The sequence below is a fragment of the Paenibacillus sp. FSL R5-0475 genome (assembly GCF_038004585.1).
Taxonomy (GTDB): Bacteria; Bacillota; Bacilli; order Paenibacillales; family Paenibacillaceae; genus Paenibacillus_AQ.
In genome coordinates, this window is sequence record NZ_JBBORK010000001.1 from 971,925 (window position 1) to 988,409 (window position 16,485).

The 16,485-nt window shown below is 42.3% G+C and carries 9 protein-coding genes; 7 read left to right on the plus strand and 2 right to left on the minus strand.

What is annotated here, in order from left to right; all coding sequences use genetic code 11:
* Window positions 1-5 precede the first annotated feature (5 nt).
* Both MKX41_RS04045 and MKX41_RS04050 read right to left on the minus strand, forming a co-directional pair.
* Complete coding sequence (locus MKX41_RS04045) at window positions 6-1,196, minus strand: pectin acetylesterase-family hydrolase (RefSeq protein WP_340968816.1); 1,191 nt, start codon at window positions 1,194-1,196, stop codon at window positions 6-8.
* A 168-nt stretch (window positions 1,197-1,364) separates the two neighbouring features.
* Complete coding sequence (locus MKX41_RS04050) at window positions 1,365-4,496, minus strand: alpha-mannosidase (RefSeq protein ID WP_340968818.1); 3,132 nt, start codon at window positions 4,494-4,496, stop codon at window positions 1,365-1,367.
* 248 nt (window positions 4,497-4,744) lie between these two features.
* Between MKX41_RS04050 and MKX41_RS04055 the strand changes: the two genes are divergently transcribed.
* From MKX41_RS04055 to MKX41_RS04085, 7 genes are all read left to right on the plus strand, one after another.
* The gene (locus tag MKX41_RS04055) at window positions 4,745-6,559 is read left to right on the plus strand and encodes a sensor histidine kinase (RefSeq protein ID WP_340968820.1); all 1,815 of its coding nucleotides are present in this window, start codon (window positions 4,745-4,747) and stop codon (window positions 6,557-6,559) included.
* Window positions 6,559-8,127, plus strand: a complete 1,569-nt coding sequence (locus MKX41_RS04060) for a response regulator transcription factor (protein WP_149644027.1) — start codon at window positions 6,559-6,561, stop codon at window positions 8,125-8,127. Before MKX41_RS04055 ends, MKX41_RS04060 begins: the two co-directional genes overlap by 1 nt.
* A gap of 328 nt (window positions 8,128-8,455) precedes the next feature.
* Window positions 8,456-9,337 (plus strand): ABC transporter permease, encoded by an 882-nt coding sequence (locus tag MKX41_RS04065; protein WP_042193664.1) that lies wholly within the window; start codon window positions 8,456-8,458, stop codon window positions 9,335-9,337.
* Between the two features lie 19 nt (window positions 9,338-9,356).
* On the plus strand, window positions 9,357-10,280 hold the full coding sequence (locus tag MKX41_RS04070) for a carbohydrate ABC transporter permease (RefSeq protein WP_076283087.1): 924 nt from the start codon (window positions 9,357-9,359) through the stop codon (window positions 10,278-10,280).
* 85 nt (window positions 10,281-10,365) lie between these two features.
* Entirely contained in the window at window positions 10,366-11,883 is a 1,518-nt protein-coding gene (locus tag MKX41_RS04075) for an ABC transporter substrate-binding protein (RefSeq protein WP_340968822.1), read from the plus strand.
* A gap of 123 nt (window positions 11,884-12,006) precedes the next feature.
* The gene (locus MKX41_RS04080; protein WP_076298481.1) at window positions 12,007-13,326 is read left to right on the plus strand and encodes a glycoside hydrolase family 125 protein; all 1,320 of its coding nucleotides are present in this window, start codon (window positions 12,007-12,009) and stop codon (window positions 13,324-13,326) included.
* Window positions 13,323-16,472: a beta-galactosidase gene (locus MKX41_RS04085; protein WP_340968823.1), complete on the plus strand. Its 3,150-nt coding sequence runs from the start codon at window positions 13,323-13,325 to the stop codon at window positions 16,470-16,472. The genes MKX41_RS04080 and MKX41_RS04085 overlap by 4 nt, the downstream gene beginning before the upstream one ends.
* Window positions 16,473-16,485: the final 13 nt, after the last annotated feature.

Genomic DNA, 16,485 nt, shown 5'->3' on the forward strand with positions numbered 1-16,485 from the left:
CTGTGCTATTTCTGAGCTGGCTTCGACGTCATGAGGAACTTGCTCCCAACTGAATAGGGTTTCTGATGGTTGACTGCATCACCTAGCCATTTCAGAAGCTTCACACCATCTTGTTCAGCCTGAAAGAAGGTCTCTCGGGTTGCAAAAGTGTGCGGGGTTGTACCCGTCTTAGCATTTAGCCCATAGTCGGTCAGATAGTAATAATAATTAGGTAAAGTGGCAGCTAAAGAAGATACAGATTGCCGCATTTCCTGTGACCATTCATTAATAATGCGTTGATCTCTGGGCCCCTTGTAATCGTTGATGTTGTTCTGAAAGTGGATCAGAATCTCGTCAAATACCGAGTAGGATTGCAATATTACCGTATTCGCAGGCAGTAGATGACCGTTCGCTTTAAATGCTGCCCCGATGATATCCGCTTCAGGGGTATACCCAAAATTCTTAACGAAGTCTGCCTGCCATTCCTTATTCACAACATTTGGCCACTTGTCTGATTTCAGGAAGGAACTGTCTGAATATTGGAAGATCTCGGAGTCTTTGTAATGAGAGGCGATCTCCGGAGCCCAGAAGGCGGACCCGAATCCACCAGCACTTTCACCTGCAATTAGCAGTTTGCCGGGCTTTTCCACGTTGGCATATATCCAATCAAGGCTGTTTCGCACATTATTGCTGCCGTTATAACGCATTGTAAAGGTAGTGCCGTCCTCTTTTTTATATTCAGCCGTACGGTTACCGATATGGAAATCACCCGTCGAATAGGGAAGGTAGACCACATTCCATCCATGAAAAGGATTGGCAGGGTTATCCGTATCCATCATGCCTCTCAGCAATGTCAGCATATAGAAGGGGATGTTCTGGAAATAGTTGCCCGTATCTCCACCTTTAATGAAGTTCATTAGCTTGATTGGGTGCGCGGCGCTTTGGGCATCCCAACTGGCCCCTCCCCCGGAAAAAAAGATAATCCAGTTATTAGTCTCTCCCTTTTTATTCCAGATAAAATACTCTGATCCATCACTTGAAATGACATTTCCGTCCAGCTTGACTTTATTCCACTCATAAGGCTTCACTTCCGTGATTACGGGGGTGGCGGTGGCCGGTCTCTTGATCACAAAAGCGCTAATCGCAAGAATAGCAATCAAAGCAAGGCTCAATAATCCAATGCATGTGAATATCGTAATTTTCCCCATTCTTCTCATATACATCTCTCCCTTAATTGGAGTATACGCTACGTTAACTCATTGCGCAATGTGTATACTTAAATCCAAAATAAACAATCATAATCGAAAAACGGGGTGTCCTCGCAGCCTTTTATACATGGCTACAGGGACACCCCGATTTTGTATGTTACTTCATTTAATTAGATTCTACACTTCGATTTCAAATGTTCTAATTTCGTAAGGTTCAAGTACAAAGGTAATGACAGGTTCAGTGTGAACCTCACCTTCAGGACGTTCCATTAGATTACATTCTTGCCACGAAATAATGTTCAAGTCGCTCGTCATATCAATCTGCTGGCGGCTTCCGGAATAGTCGTGAACACGTACAACTAATTTTTGACCATCTTCAGATTTCTTAAGGGCAGATACCATAACCGTATTCGTAGAAAGACGAATCATGGACTTTGTTTCTACTTCAGCTTGCCCCATGGTGCTCCGCAGTGGATTGTTGATGGACCAGGCTTGACGGACGGTATCACCTTGTAGCCAATCCCCAGTATGAGGCAGGATAGAGTAGGTGAATGAATGTTCGCCTTGATCCGCATCAGGGTCAGGGTGTGTTGCCGATTTGATTAGGGATAGACGCATCACATTATCCTTGATGTCGTAGCCATATTTGCAGTCGTTCAGCAAGCTAACGCCATAACCACGATCTGATAAATCTGCCCACTGATGACCCACAGTCTCAAATCTAGCGTAATCCCAGCTAGTGTTCCAGTGTGTTGGACGCTTAACATTACCGAACTGGATATCATAAGTGGCTTCGGTAGCTCGTATCGCAACAGGGAAGGCTACTTTCATTAGCTGTTTTTTCTCATGCCAGTCTACGTTCGTCACGAAGTCGATACGACGATGCCCAGCGTGTAAGATCATTTGCTGTTTAATCGTGGAATCCATATAGCTCCATGTGAATTGCACAATACAACGCAATGAACCATTTTCTATGACTTCAATGCTAGTGCAGTCGATTACTTCGCGCATTTTTTGCTGATAGTAGATGTCAATGTCCCAGGCTTCATGTGCTAATGGTTTATCCTCAAACACTTGGAACACATTACCGTGACTTCCATTAGCTAATACTTGACGCTGTTCGCGTTTATCATAGATGGATGACAATTGACCTTGCTCGTTCCACGCTATTTCAAGGTGAGGCGTTGAAATTCCTGATTCATTCAGCTTGAATGGAGTACTTAGTGGCTCAGAATTCACATCTGCCACGAAGGAGATGGTGGTGTATCCGAGAGAAGGAATGTCGGACACTTCAATGATCCAACGGTCACCTTCACGTTGAGCTTGTAATGGTTTACCTTCTGTGTTTATCCAATGTCCTGTTTCCATGCCGGGCTCTATAGTAATTTCTACGAGCTCAGTTAATTCCCAAGAAGCATTGTTCCAGATGGTATATTTACCGGCTTCACTTCCGTTCACTAGTAGGTTCGTAGATTGTTCCCATACAGATTGACCAATGGCTTCGGCTTGAGCATATTCAATCGTACTGTCTTCGTACACTTCACGAATTGAAGAACCAGGAATAATATCATGGAATTGGTTACGCAAAATAATTCTCCAACCCTCGTCTAAATCGGTCTGACGATAGTTCGACCAATCTTCAGACACCACACTTTGCAGTGCGTTTAGCCATTCCGCCTCGCGGTATAGCAGTTCAAGCTTGCGGTTCATCCGCTTATTGTAGGCTTGGCTAGTGTACGTGCCACGGTGATATTCTAAGTAAAGCTCACCATCCCATACATGGACATAACGATCTGTATTAGCAACGGTTTCTTGCAGATTACGGAAGTAATCTCCTGCTGTTCCTGTTTCAATCTTCGGTAGTCCTGGGAGATCGTTGAGTCTGCGGCGCATCTCTAGCATTTCGCGGTTAACCCCGCCGCCGCCATCACCATATCCGTATGAAAGTAATAAATTGCGATTCACTTCTTTATCCCGGTACGTATCCCAAATTCCTTTTACAGTCTTAGGAATGATGCGACCATTATAGGTGTAGAACCAAGAATCTTCTTCAGACCAAGGCTCTGGTGTTGTAATGAAGTGTGTTAATACTTCAGTGCCATCAATACCACGCCATTGGAAGGTATCATGTGGCATGCGGTTGTATTGATTCCAGCTAATTTTCGTGGTCATAAACGTATTAATTCCTGATTTTTTTAGAATTTGTGGCAAGGACCAGCTGTAGCCAAATACGTCCGGCAGCCATAAATAATCACATTCAACACCAAATTCATTACGCAAGAAGCGAGTACCATATAGCAATTGACGGACAAGAGACTCACCTGAGGTCAAGTTACAATCTGCCTCGAGCCACATGCCACCGCCAGCTTCCCAGCGTCCTTCAGCAACACGTTCACGAATCTTCTCGTAGATTTCTGGATAATCGTTTTTGATATATTCATAGAGCTGAGGTTGAGTCTGTAAAAAAGTATAGTCAGGGAACATTTCCATCAGACGGAGTACGGTCGAGAAGGAGCGCGCACATTTCTCACGGGTATGCTTCAATTGCCATAACCAAGCTACATCAATATGGGTATGACCAATACAGGTAACAGTAACTGGCGAAGACTTTTCCATTTTATTAATTTCATCACGCAAATAATTACGAGCTTCCTCGATCGAATCGTAGAAGACCTCTGAACCTGGACGAGACCAGTCAATCAGAAGAAACGAGCGGTCTACTGTACTTAGCAGCTGTGTATATTCTGGTGTTTTTGAATCGAGTACGTTCAGCGTCTCAACTACAGCAAGTGCAGTAAAGTAGAAATCATCCGTTGCATCGTCAAGCCAACAAATTTCTGCCATACGAATGCCATGTGTTTGATCTTTTTTAGGACCGCCACCTTCTAGTCCCGACCATAAACGGAAAGTAAGTGGAAGCTGCGTACCTACCGTTTCATCCGGCAAGAACACTTCTGTATGATTGGAATCTACACCTTGATAGGGTTTACCATTGTAAAAGAATAAAGATTCAAAGCCGGAATTGTTTCCGGCACCCGTCTCACCAAAATCAAATCGACCCAGTACCCTGCGTCCTGCCCAAGAGGCGGGTACGTCAATCTGTGTCGTTAGCCATAAATACAAATCGCGGCCTTTCCAGGTATCGCCAACCTGTAGCTTAGACCATTCTCCATCCACGGGTGGTTCCGCTGCAATTTCACCTTGTTCGTCAATCATAGAATTGAAAAAAGGAATGTGTATTCGATCCCGGTAACGATATTCGGAAATCTCGTTTAGTTGGGAGTTGAGTTTACGTTTGGTTAGAAACATGAGTAATAGCCCTCCATTATCTTGATGGGGGACGAGGATTATAAGACTTATAGGGTGATTACAGGTTTGTTTGGGGGGTAGAAACCAACTATAGACGATTTTTAGCGAGATGTAAACTCATGATAAAGAAAAAGGTTGCAAGAAGGAAAGATTTACATCTAAAAATGAATGCGCTCCCATTGCACAAAAAGAAAGGTGGTGTTAAGCTTCTAATCCTAAAGGCTAGATTTTGAAGGAAGGTGAATTTGTTGAATATAAAGAAATTTTATCAAAATCATTTACGAAAAAAACTGTTTAATAAAATTTTAGCTATATATTCATCCATCATCATTATTACGCTTATTGCCTCTTCCATTACCGTTTATAAATACTATGAACAGACGATCACGCGTCAACATGTTGATGCTAATCGAGAGGTACTGGATTACGTGAGTTTATATATGAATCAGCAGTACGAAGGGATTCAATTGGCCATCCAGCAAATTTATAGTGATGCTTCTGTAAGTGAGGATTTGTCCTACTTTTTGCAACATGATTATGGAGATTATCTTAAATATCGTTTAGATCAGTTTGCTGAAATTGGGAGCTTCGTACCCCATACATTCGATACTTACTTCAAAACGTATTTGAATCAGAAAAGTGGTATCTCTGACGTTATCTTATACAGCACTGAGAAAGAATTTTATTATTTATATAAAAATAATACACGACAGCTCTACAAAAGAGATATAGATATTTCGGAGCAAAAATCACCCATACCCAAGAATGGTTGGGTTTCGCATGAAAAAAAATTATTACTTAAGGAAATAAGGGAAGACAATAACAATTTGTATACGATGACTAGGGAGCTTAAAGATCCGATTTCATTGAAAACGATCGGTATGCTCATTATAGATTTTGATGCTGAACTTATTTCAAAATGGCTTGGTACGAAAGGTACAGAGAATAATGGTCAAGTGTTGGTTCTAACACCAAGCGGTGACGTCATATATGATTCCTTAGGAAGGTATATGGGACAGCAGTATCCGCATATCGCTGGTCTTTATTCAGACAACTGGACTGCACTGGATGGATTATCCAAAGTTAACTTAAATACAACGAATAGCTCAGGTCTTATTGTGGCAGGGATCATTCAGAAGTCGCAGGTCAATAAAGAAATGATGGTAGTACGAAATTGGATTATCGGGATTACGGCAGCACTAATTGTTGCGGCAATGTCCATTACATACGGAATAATTTTACGTTTCTCTAAAAAAGTGAAGATCATTGTCAAATCTATGAAGCGCTTACAGGAAGGCGACTTAAGCACGCGCATTCATCTTAACCGGGAGGATGAATTGCAGCTTATTGCCAACAATTTTAACTATATGTGTGAAAGACTAGAGCTGTATATTAATAAAGTTTACATTTCAGAAATTACGCAAAAAAATGCAGAACTCGTTGCTCTTCAATCGCAGATTAATCCGCATTTTTTATATAATACGCTTGAAGCTATAAGGATGCGGGCTATTTCGCAAGGTGCGAAGGATGTAGGTCAGATGATTTACATTTTATCTACGTTATTCCGAACGATGATTAAGAAAAGTATGGTTGTTACCATCGCTGATGAGATTGAATATTGCAATCTATATCTTGAGCTGTTTCAGATTAGGCATAAAGATAAGCTTCAAATCGAGTCGCGAATAAGTCCAGTGGCTATGAATTGTTCTATCGTTAAACTGCTGATTCAGCCGGTCATTGAAAATTATATTGTTCACGGATTCAGGCCCGAACGCTCTGATAACCTAATCCGCATTGAAGTAACTGAATCAGACGGTAGCATTCAAATTGCTATTAGAGATAACGGAAATGGGATTATTCCCAGCAAGCTAACGGAACTTCAAAAAACACTTCAAGTCAGTATGCGAATGGATGCACCACCTTCCTCGCTTGGACTATGTAATGTGAATGAGCGAATTAAGCTTTATTATGGGATTGAATATGGATTATCGATTGCTAGTGAGATCGGTGTAGGAACAACAGTCATCATGAATATACCAGTGGTAAGGGAGAGTATTAAATAATGCACAACATACTTATTGTGGATGATGAACCTCTTATTCTTGAAGGATTACGTTCAGTGATCGAATGGGAAGATTATGGACTAAGAATCGCAGGGCAAGCGAGTAATGGGGAAGAAGCTTTAGAATTTTTGCATAGCCATAACGAAGCCATTGACATATTAATTACAGATATTACGATGCCAAAGCTGACGGGACTTGAACTCATTCAACAAATTAAGTCTTTTGATTCAAAAATGAGATTTATTATCTTAAGCGGCTATGAACAATTTGAGTATTTAAAAGCTGGAATGAGTCTAGGCATTGAGAATTATATTCTTAAACCCATTAACATAAAAGAATTGGAATCGACCATTGAGCAAATTGTTGAGGTCCTCAATCAAGAGGATGTTGAACAATTTCATGCGAAGGAGGATCAGCAAGTTTTACGTAACAATATACTAAATCGTTGGGTCACTGGAAATATAGATCGACAGGAGCTATTGCATCGTTCTAAAGTCTTAAATATTTCTCTGGACTGTTCATGTTTTACGGTGGCTGCGATTCGGCTTATTACGGAACATGAGGAGGATGAGGGTCAACTGCACCCTAATCAACTTATGGAAGAATGTTATCGTATCGCTGTGCAGTCCGTAGCAGAGCGCGGAACAGTTATTGTATTTATAGATATGGAAGGTGATCTTGTTCTTATTGTTGCGGAGTCGGCTGAAGATGAGAACAAAGAAGAAATGTATTGCATGCTGCAACAAGTGCAATGTGAGATTATGCATGAATTAGGAAAGTCTGTCTGGATTACGATAGGAAGTAAGGAATATACTTTTCAAGAAGTACCACAAAGTTATAAAAAAGCGAAAAGTTTATATGTGGATCATCTGATGCTGCCGGGCTACCCGATTATAGATGTGGACCAATTGTCGAAGATGGTGTTACATGAGGAAAAGCTCGAAATTGATTATGAAGCATTTACTAAACTATTATTATCTGGAGAGCGTGAGGCGGCAAATCAATTTATCGCAGAAACATTCCAAAAGCTGTTCGGATGTGGCGTGATTACACGCATTGATAATTACAACGTGGCGATTGAATTAATGTTGATCGCTAAGAATATGGAGAAGAACTGTAACTTCAGTGCTGTGTTTAATCCTTTGCTACGCATCCATACCATTGAGCAGTTGCTTCATCATGTGCAGGAAAGTGTGAATGAAACGCTGGACCAATTATCGCTAGTGAGTGATGAACTCAGTCCGAATATGAGATATATGGTGGATCAAGTGAGCAAACATTATAGAGAAGAACTATCTCTGAAGACGCTCAGTCAGCGAATGAATATGCATCCTACTTACTTGGGACAGCTATTTCAGAAGGAGATGGGGCGAAGCTTCTCTGATTATGTGAATCAATTCCGAATTGAAAAAGCAAGACAACTGCTGCTTCAAACTACGTTATTAACCAATGAAATAGCAGCTGAAGTAGGGTATCTAGATCCAGCGTATTTTTATCGCCAGTTCAAAAAATCAGCAGGCATATCTCCAACAGAACTTCGAAATATGTATAAAAAAGAAAAGGCGTAGGATTTAGGAAATGTTCCCGGGTATCACGTTCAAGTGGAGGGTTCACGAACGTTGGTCACGGGAATGTTTCCTTTTTTTTGTTCAAATCTTAAGGATTTTCAAGCCTCACGGAGGTCGTTTTTTCTTGCGATCTTTAATTTTTACATATCATTCTGGAGTTTTTCAACTTTATGAAACCGCTTTTATAGCGCAGAATTAAAGATAGTTAAAGGGGCAAGGAAATAAGATCGAAAGGGTATTACGGGGATTGTTTGGGGATAGAGAAGGGGGATGTGGAATAGTGTCTGCATTTTTCAAAAGCTTAAATAAGGATAAAGTACTGTGGTTTATGGTATTACCAGGGACAATATGGTTCCTAATCTTTTGTTACTTACCGATGTTCGGAACCATTATTGCATTTAAGGATTTCAAGATTCATCGGGACGGATTCTTTGCAAGCGTTTTAAATAGTAAGTGGGTTGGCCTTGAAAATTTCAACTTTTTGTTCTCGACAGAGGACGCCTATATTATTACAAGAAATACGATACTGTATAACGTGGCGTTGATCTCTCTCGGTTTAGTTCTTGCGGTGGGCATTGCAATCACCTTGAACGAACTTGTGAACAAACGGATGGCCAAAGTTTATCAAACGGCGATGTTTATGCCTTATTTTCTTTCTTGGGTTATTATTAGCTTCTTTACATTCAGCTTCCTAAGTGTAGATAAAGGGATCTTGAATCAAGTGATTGTTTACTTCGGAGGCGATCCTGTTTCCTGGTATGGTGATACTCGCTTTTGGCCATATATCCTAATTTTCATGGGAATTTGGAAATCAATTGGTTATTCAAGTGTTGTTTACTTAGCGGCTATAGCGGGTATCGACAAGTCCTACTATGAAGCGGCAATGATTGATGGGGCCAGCAAATGGCAGCAAATTAAGTTTATTACACTTCCTTTGCTTAAGCCTTTAATGGTAACGCTAACTATTCTAGCGATTGGTGGTATTTTTAGATCTGACTTCGGTCTATTCTATCAAATACCTCGGGATTCCGGTGTTCTATACTCCGTAACGAATGTTATCGATACTTATATCTATCGAAGCATGAGTACGACAGGAAACCTAGGGATGAGTACAGCAGCGGGTCTATATCAATCGATCGTTGGATTTATCATGGTAATTGTAACGAATTCTATTGTGAAAAAGATCAGCAAAGAAAACGCGATATTCTAGGAAGGAGTCAATTGACGTTATGGAAGTATTCAAACGTAAGCCGAAAGAAGTCGACAACAACGCCATTACTCCTTTTTGGAATGTGGTACTCAATATTGTGATTGGAGTTTTCGCCTTTACCTGTGTGTTTCCGTTCTTGTTTGTCATAGCCATTTCTTTTACAGATGAGAAAGTACTCGCTTTAAATGGATTTAGCTTAATTCCAGAAAAATTTAGTATGGCGGCGTATCAGTTTATTTTTAACACAGGTGATCAGTTATTTCGTTCCTTTGGAGTTACCTTACTTGTTACTGTACTAGGTACGCTCATTAGCTTATTTCTAATTACAACTTACGCCTATGTTCTTTCTCGAAGATCATTTCGCTATCGTAATTTTTTCAGCTTCTTCGCCTTCTTCACGATGTTATTCTCAGGCGGAATGGTTCCAAACTATATTGTGGCCACACAGTTTTTACATTTGTACAACACGATATGGGCTTTAATATTGCCAATAGCGATGAATGCCTTTTTCATCCTAGTGATGCGGACCTTCTTCCAGACTTCAGTGCCTGATGCACTCATTGAGGCAGCCAAAATCGACGGTTCAGGGGAGTTTCGGACATTCCTGCAAATTGTACTTCCGATCTCATTACCGGGGATTGCAACCATTGGATTGTTCTGTACGCTGGGCTATTGGAATGATTGGTTTAATGCGCTGCTGTATATAGATGATGCGAGTCTTGTACCGCTCCAAGCGATGCTGATGCGAATTCAGAATAATATGGAGTTTGTTATCCAGAACAGCATGCAGATGGGATCAAGCTTTGAGATTGCTGCGACATTGCCGACAGAAACCGTTCGTATGGCGATGGTTGTACTGGCGACCTTGCCTATAGCACTAGCGTATCCCTTCTTCCAAAAGTATTTTGTAAAAGGCTTAACTGTGGGCTCTTTAAAAGAGTAACACTACTAAGATGTATTTATTCGAATCGCTAGAACAGGAGTCGATATAAATAAAGAGTTAATTAAACTAAAGGGGGAAAATAGAAATGAAAGTGAAAAAAAGTTTAACGCTCGCTCTTGCTGGAACAATGCTTTTCTCTGGCCTTCTTGCTGGATGTGGTTCGAATAATAATACAAATGCTGCTAAAGAAACAAACAATTCAGCGGCAGCAGGGAATTCAGCAGGGAGTACATCGGAATTAAAGCCATATGAGCTGAAGATGTATTTAATTGGTGGACCTCAAAAGGATTTGGATCTTGTATTAAAAGAAGTTAATAAATATACCCAAGAAAAAATTAATGCGACGTTGAACATTACGATGTTCGATTGGGGTGATTACGATAAGAAGATGCAAGTCATTACCGCTTCTGGTGAGCCTTATGACATTGCCTTTACCTCTTCTTGGACAAATGATTTCCGCCGTAATGCAGCTAACGGTACCTTCTTGGGTCTGAACGATCTGCTAGATAAGTATGGAAAGGAAACGAAAGAAGTTTTGGACCCACGTTTCTTAGAAGGAACTAAGATTAAAGGTGAGATCTATGGTGTTCCTGTAAATAAGGAGCTTGGACAGCAATGGGTATGGCGCTTCAATAAGAAATATGTTGATAAATACAACATGGACATTTCCAACATTCGTACATTGGATGATCTAGAGCCACTACTTAAAACGATTAAAGAGAATGAGCCTGCGGATATTACACCGCTAGCTGTTCCTAAAGGCTTTAAACCATTCATGCCATTTGACTATGTACTAGGTGATGAGTTACCTATCGGGGTCTATATGGATTCCACAGATGGCAAGGTTGTTAATATTCTGGAGACACCTGAACTTGCAACATCGTTAGATACGATGCGCAGACTTTACACAGCAGGTTACTTACGCCCAGACGTTGCAACACTTGAAGGTATTGATAACATTAAGACAGGTAAATGGTTTGCCGATCGCGAAATCACACAGCCTTATGCAGAAAAAGGTTGGTCTCGTTCAGCAGGTTATGAAATTGTAACTTCGCCTATGCATGAGCCTTATGTGTATACACAGTCCGCTGCAGGTTCGATGCACGCTATTTCCGTAACCTCAGGTGATCCTGAACGGGCTATGATGTTCTTGAATCTTTTGAATACAGATAAGTACTTACGCAATTTGCTCAACTATGGTATCGAAGGCACTCATTATAAGAAAATTTCCGAGAATGTCATTGAAGATCTGCCAGCTATGCAAGATAGCTATGCAATGCCAGGCTTCACGCTTGGAAATATGTTACTGACTTATCTGCATGCTGATGACCCTGCTGATAAATGGGATGCTTTCAAGAAGTTTAATGATTCGTCAAAAGAAGCCCCTACCTTCGGTTTTGCATTTGATCCTACACCTGTAAAAACAGAAGTAGCGGCCATCAACAACGTAACTAAAGAATTTATGCCAGCGCTATACACAGGTTCTGTTGATCCTAAAACATATCTGCCAAAAGCAACCAAGAAATTTAAAGAAGCTGGACTGGATAAAGTCATTGCTGAAGTTCAAAAGCAGCTTGATGAGTGGAACCAGACAAAGAAATAAGCTTTGAACGTAACAAAACGCCTACGATTAATCTAAAGGTAACGCAAATAGGATTAGTGGAGACGGGCAGCTATGCTGCCCGTCTCTCTATCTATACTCATTTTTATCAAGAGGAGTGGAAATATGGAACAATTCAGACTGCCAACCATCTCAATGCCGAAGCTTCCGCTTCCACAAGCGATTCAAGAAGTATTGAACGAAGCAGAGGAGAAGTTAGCTCATCGGCCTAAACTATTGCAGCTTTTCAAGAACTGCTTTCCGAATACACTTGAGACTACTACTAAGCTCATGGATGATGGAACAACATTCATCATTACTGGTGATATCCCAGCTTCCTGGTTGCGAGATTCTGTGGAGCAGGTTATGCACTATGTGCCATTTGCGAAGAATGATCCGGATCTTCAACGTATCATTAGCGGTTTAATTAAACGACATATTCAGTATATACATATTGATCCGTATGCCAATGCGTTTAACGAAACAGCGAATGACTGGCATTGGAGCACTAGCGATATCACGGAAATGTCCCCTTGGGTGTGGGAACGTAAATTCGAGATCGATTCTCTCTGTTTTTCTATGCGTCTGGCTTATGCCTATTGGAAAGAAACGGGGAAAACTGATATATTCGACGCCGGATTTAAGGCAGCAATGGTCAAAATATACAATTTATTTAGAACAGAGCAACGCCATGCTGAATTATCTCCTTACCGCTTTATGCGTAATAATGGAATACCTGAAGATACGTTACGCAACAACGGTCTTGGTATGCCTGTAAATTACACGGGGATGGTCTGGTCCGGGTTCCGATCAAGCGATGATGCTTGCGACTTCCATTACAATATCCCGGGGAATATGTTCGCCGTTGTTGCATTACGTCATATGCAGGAATTCGCAGAATGGGTATTCCGTGATCTTGAATTTCTAAAAGAGCTTAAAGCATTAGAAGCGGACATTGATCATGGAATCAAGCTGTATGGTATTTATCGTCATCCGAAATTTGGCCCAATATACGCCTATGAGACCGACGGCTACGGCAACTACTGCTTGATGGATGATGCGGGAACACCGGGACTCATGTCGATTCCTTATCTAGGCTATGTTACAGCAGATGATGAGATTTATCAGAATACACGCCGATTTGCGCTGAGCAAGGAGAATCCTTTTTACTTCGAAGGAACAGCAGCGAAAGGGATTGGCAGTCCACATACTCCGAAAGATTATATCTGGCATATGGCATTGTCTATGCAAGGTTTGACGGCTTCCACGAAGGAAGAGAAGCTGGACATGCTTGCGATGCTAGAGTCAACGGATGCGGGGACTGGTTTTATGCATGAAGGATTTCATGTCGATGACCCGAATATGTTCACTAGAAAATGGTTTGCCTGGTCCAATAGTCTGTTCTCCCAACTAGTCTATAAATCGATGAAGGAAGGACTACTATGAGCAGACCTGTAATCATATTCTATGATTCTGATTTCCCAATTTCCAATTCGATTCCTAGTGACGCGATTAAATCCATGCGTGAGTTCGGTACGATCGTGAATGCTAATCAGCTTTCAGCAACGCTTAAGGAAATCGAAGGTGGATGTTTCATTAATCTGCATGCACCCTATTTCCCAAAAGCGGCATGGATAGACATTCTTGGATATTTGCAAAGAGGTGGTGGACTGATCAGCATTGGAGGTGCCCCCTTCAAACAACCCGTTCGCTGGAAAAATGAACAATGGCATGTGGAAGTGGAACAGACCTCTTATCATCAAGAGCTGTCTATTCATGAGGTACTGCGTGTTGATTGTTCTCGCAACCAGTCCTTGCTTGCATCAGATGTCATTCCTCTGCTTAAGGAGCAAGAAGCTCTTTTTATAGCGAGTGAAGAGACATGGAACCTTGTGCCACATACGACGAAGACGAGTGATTTACCCCATCAAATGGGGTCAGCAGGTCCGATGAGCACACGGATTTACCCGCTTTTGAAGGGAATTACGCATGAGGGGCGGGAAACTGCTGCTCCAGTAGTTCTTTGGGAGAATACGATTGGTTTATTTGCAGGCTCACGCTGGCTGTTCGTAAATACGGCTGCAACGGCTTCTTTATGGAAGGAAAAAGGGCTGTCCGCGATGTCTGAGTGGGTTCGTTTCTGTAGTAAGGGTGTAACGGAAATGTGGGTTAAGCCAAATTACGCGTCATATGAGTCAGGAGAACGGGCATCTCTGACACTTCAGATTCAGCAGCTTGAGCGGGTAAAACCTTCTTTGCGAAATGAAGACAATTGGAAGTTAACAATGCATGTTGAACATGAATCCGATCCCTCCTTGCGTTGGTCCCATTGTTTGGAGATGAAGGCTAATGCTGAGCTTAACATCGTTCGGGTGCCTATTCCTCTGGAAATTAGGAGTGGTCTGTTCCAAGTGGTCTGCGAAGCGGAAGCCAGTGATGGTGAGGTCCGCATTCTACGTCAAGGGTTCTGGGGGCATGCCCCTGAACTTCTGGCAGCAGGTGAACCGGTAACGAGTGGAAGAGATTATTTCATAAAAGATGGGCGTCCGCTACCTGTTGTGGGGATGACTTATATGACGAGTGATGTGGCACGGAAATTTCTATTTCTGCCGAACGTTGGGGTATGGGATCGCGATATGGGTCAAATGCGGAAGGCAGGGATTAACTGGATCCGAACAGGAATCTGGACTGCTTATCGTAATGTGATGCAAGACGATGGTCATGTTTCAGAAGAGGTACTGCGAGCGATTGATGCCTTTATCATGACGGCGAAGAAGCATGATCTTCAGGTGACTTTCACGTTCTTCTCCTTCACACCGGAAACGTGGGGTGGGGTAAATCCTTATTTGGACCCACAAAGTGTTGAGGCTCAGAAGCGTTTCATTCGTTCTATTGTATCTCGTCATAAAGCGTCTTCGAATGTAGATTGGGATCTTATTAATGAACCGTCGATGTTTGATCCGGCACGTATTTTCTCGGATGGTCCGAGTTCATGTCATGATCGCTTCGAGCAACAAGCTTTCATAGAATGGCTTCGACATAGACATGGGGAAATCGAAGTACTACAGGAACGTTGGAATATGACACCCGCACAGCTTCCGGACTTTGCATCGGCAGGGTTGCCAGAAGCGAAAGAGATGAACTTCGATGTTCAGGATATGCACAGTGCTAAAAGAGGGACGCGTTGGCTTGATTATTGCTTGTTCTCCATGGATATGCATAACCGGTGGGTGAGGCAGTTATATGACACCATTAAGGAGCAATGTCCAGATCAGATGGTTACGGTTGGGCAGGATGAAGGGCTAGGGGCGCAGCGACCTTCACCGTTCTTCTACGAGGAGACGGTGGATTACACCACTGTACATTCCTGGTGGTTTAATGATTATCTGGTGTGGGACGGCATCTTTGCCAAGACACCTAATAAGCCAAACCTAATTCAAGAGACTGGCGTCATGTATGTAGAAACTCCTGATGGACGAGCCAAACGTTCGGAGCTGGAGCTGCGAAATCTACTCGAGCGCAAATATGCCTATGCGTTTGGAACTGCTGGTGCGGGGGCCATACACTGGATTTGGAATACGAACTTCTATATGGATAATGCGAATGAGTCCCATATCGGAGCATTGAGAGCAGATGGAACCGAAAAGCCAGAGGCGGATATCTCTTATGACTTCGGGAAGTTTATAGAAGGCATTCGTGACGTATTTGGAGATCGGAAACTGGAAGAGATTGCTGTGGTGTTTCCGTATTCGAATGATTTCTCTAACCGGAAGCTGGCTTTCGCTGCTACAACAGAGCTTACCCGTATTCTTTCATATGATCTAAAGATGCCTTTTAGAGGGGCTTCTGAATACCACCTAGATGATTTGGAAAACCATCCTGTGAAGCTTATTATACTGCCAAGCGCGCATAACTTCGATGATGCAGCGATGGAAAGGTTGTTACACATCGTTGAAGAGACAGGTGCGGTATTGCTTGCTACAGGCCCGCTCGACATTGATGCTTACTGGCGTTCTTCAGAGCGCTTAAGTGATATTCTTGGCAAGCGTGAATTGCGTAATGTACGCCGTGAAGAAGTGCTTAGCCTTCAAGGCCAACAACTCCCCGTCTCCTTCGGTCACCGAAGGATTGCTGAGGTATCGAAGGAAACGATGATTCACGAATCCGGCGGAAGCGGAAGCTCTACTATAGACTCAGTCATAAACATCCCGCTTGGCAAGGGTCGACTCCTATGGAGTCCACTGCCTGTTGAATTGAGCGACCGAAGTGATACTACTTCTGCACTGTATCGCTACGCGCTCCATGCTGCTCATGTGGAGTGTGACTTGGAGTGGATTAGCGGAGGGGACTTAGTAGGTATCTACGGACGGAAATTGAGCTTTGCTACGGGGGCTCTCTTCACCTTCGTATCGGAATATGCTCAGGATGCGAAAATCGAGGTGAAGGATTCAGCCACTGGCCGAACCTACGCGTTCTTGTTGGAACAGGAACGTTCAGTCCTGTTTGCTACGGACTATAAAGGTGATCTTCTTGGCGTGTATCGCCAGCAGGAAGTCGAAATCCATATAACTTATCCACATCTACTACATTAAGCATCTTAGTAGA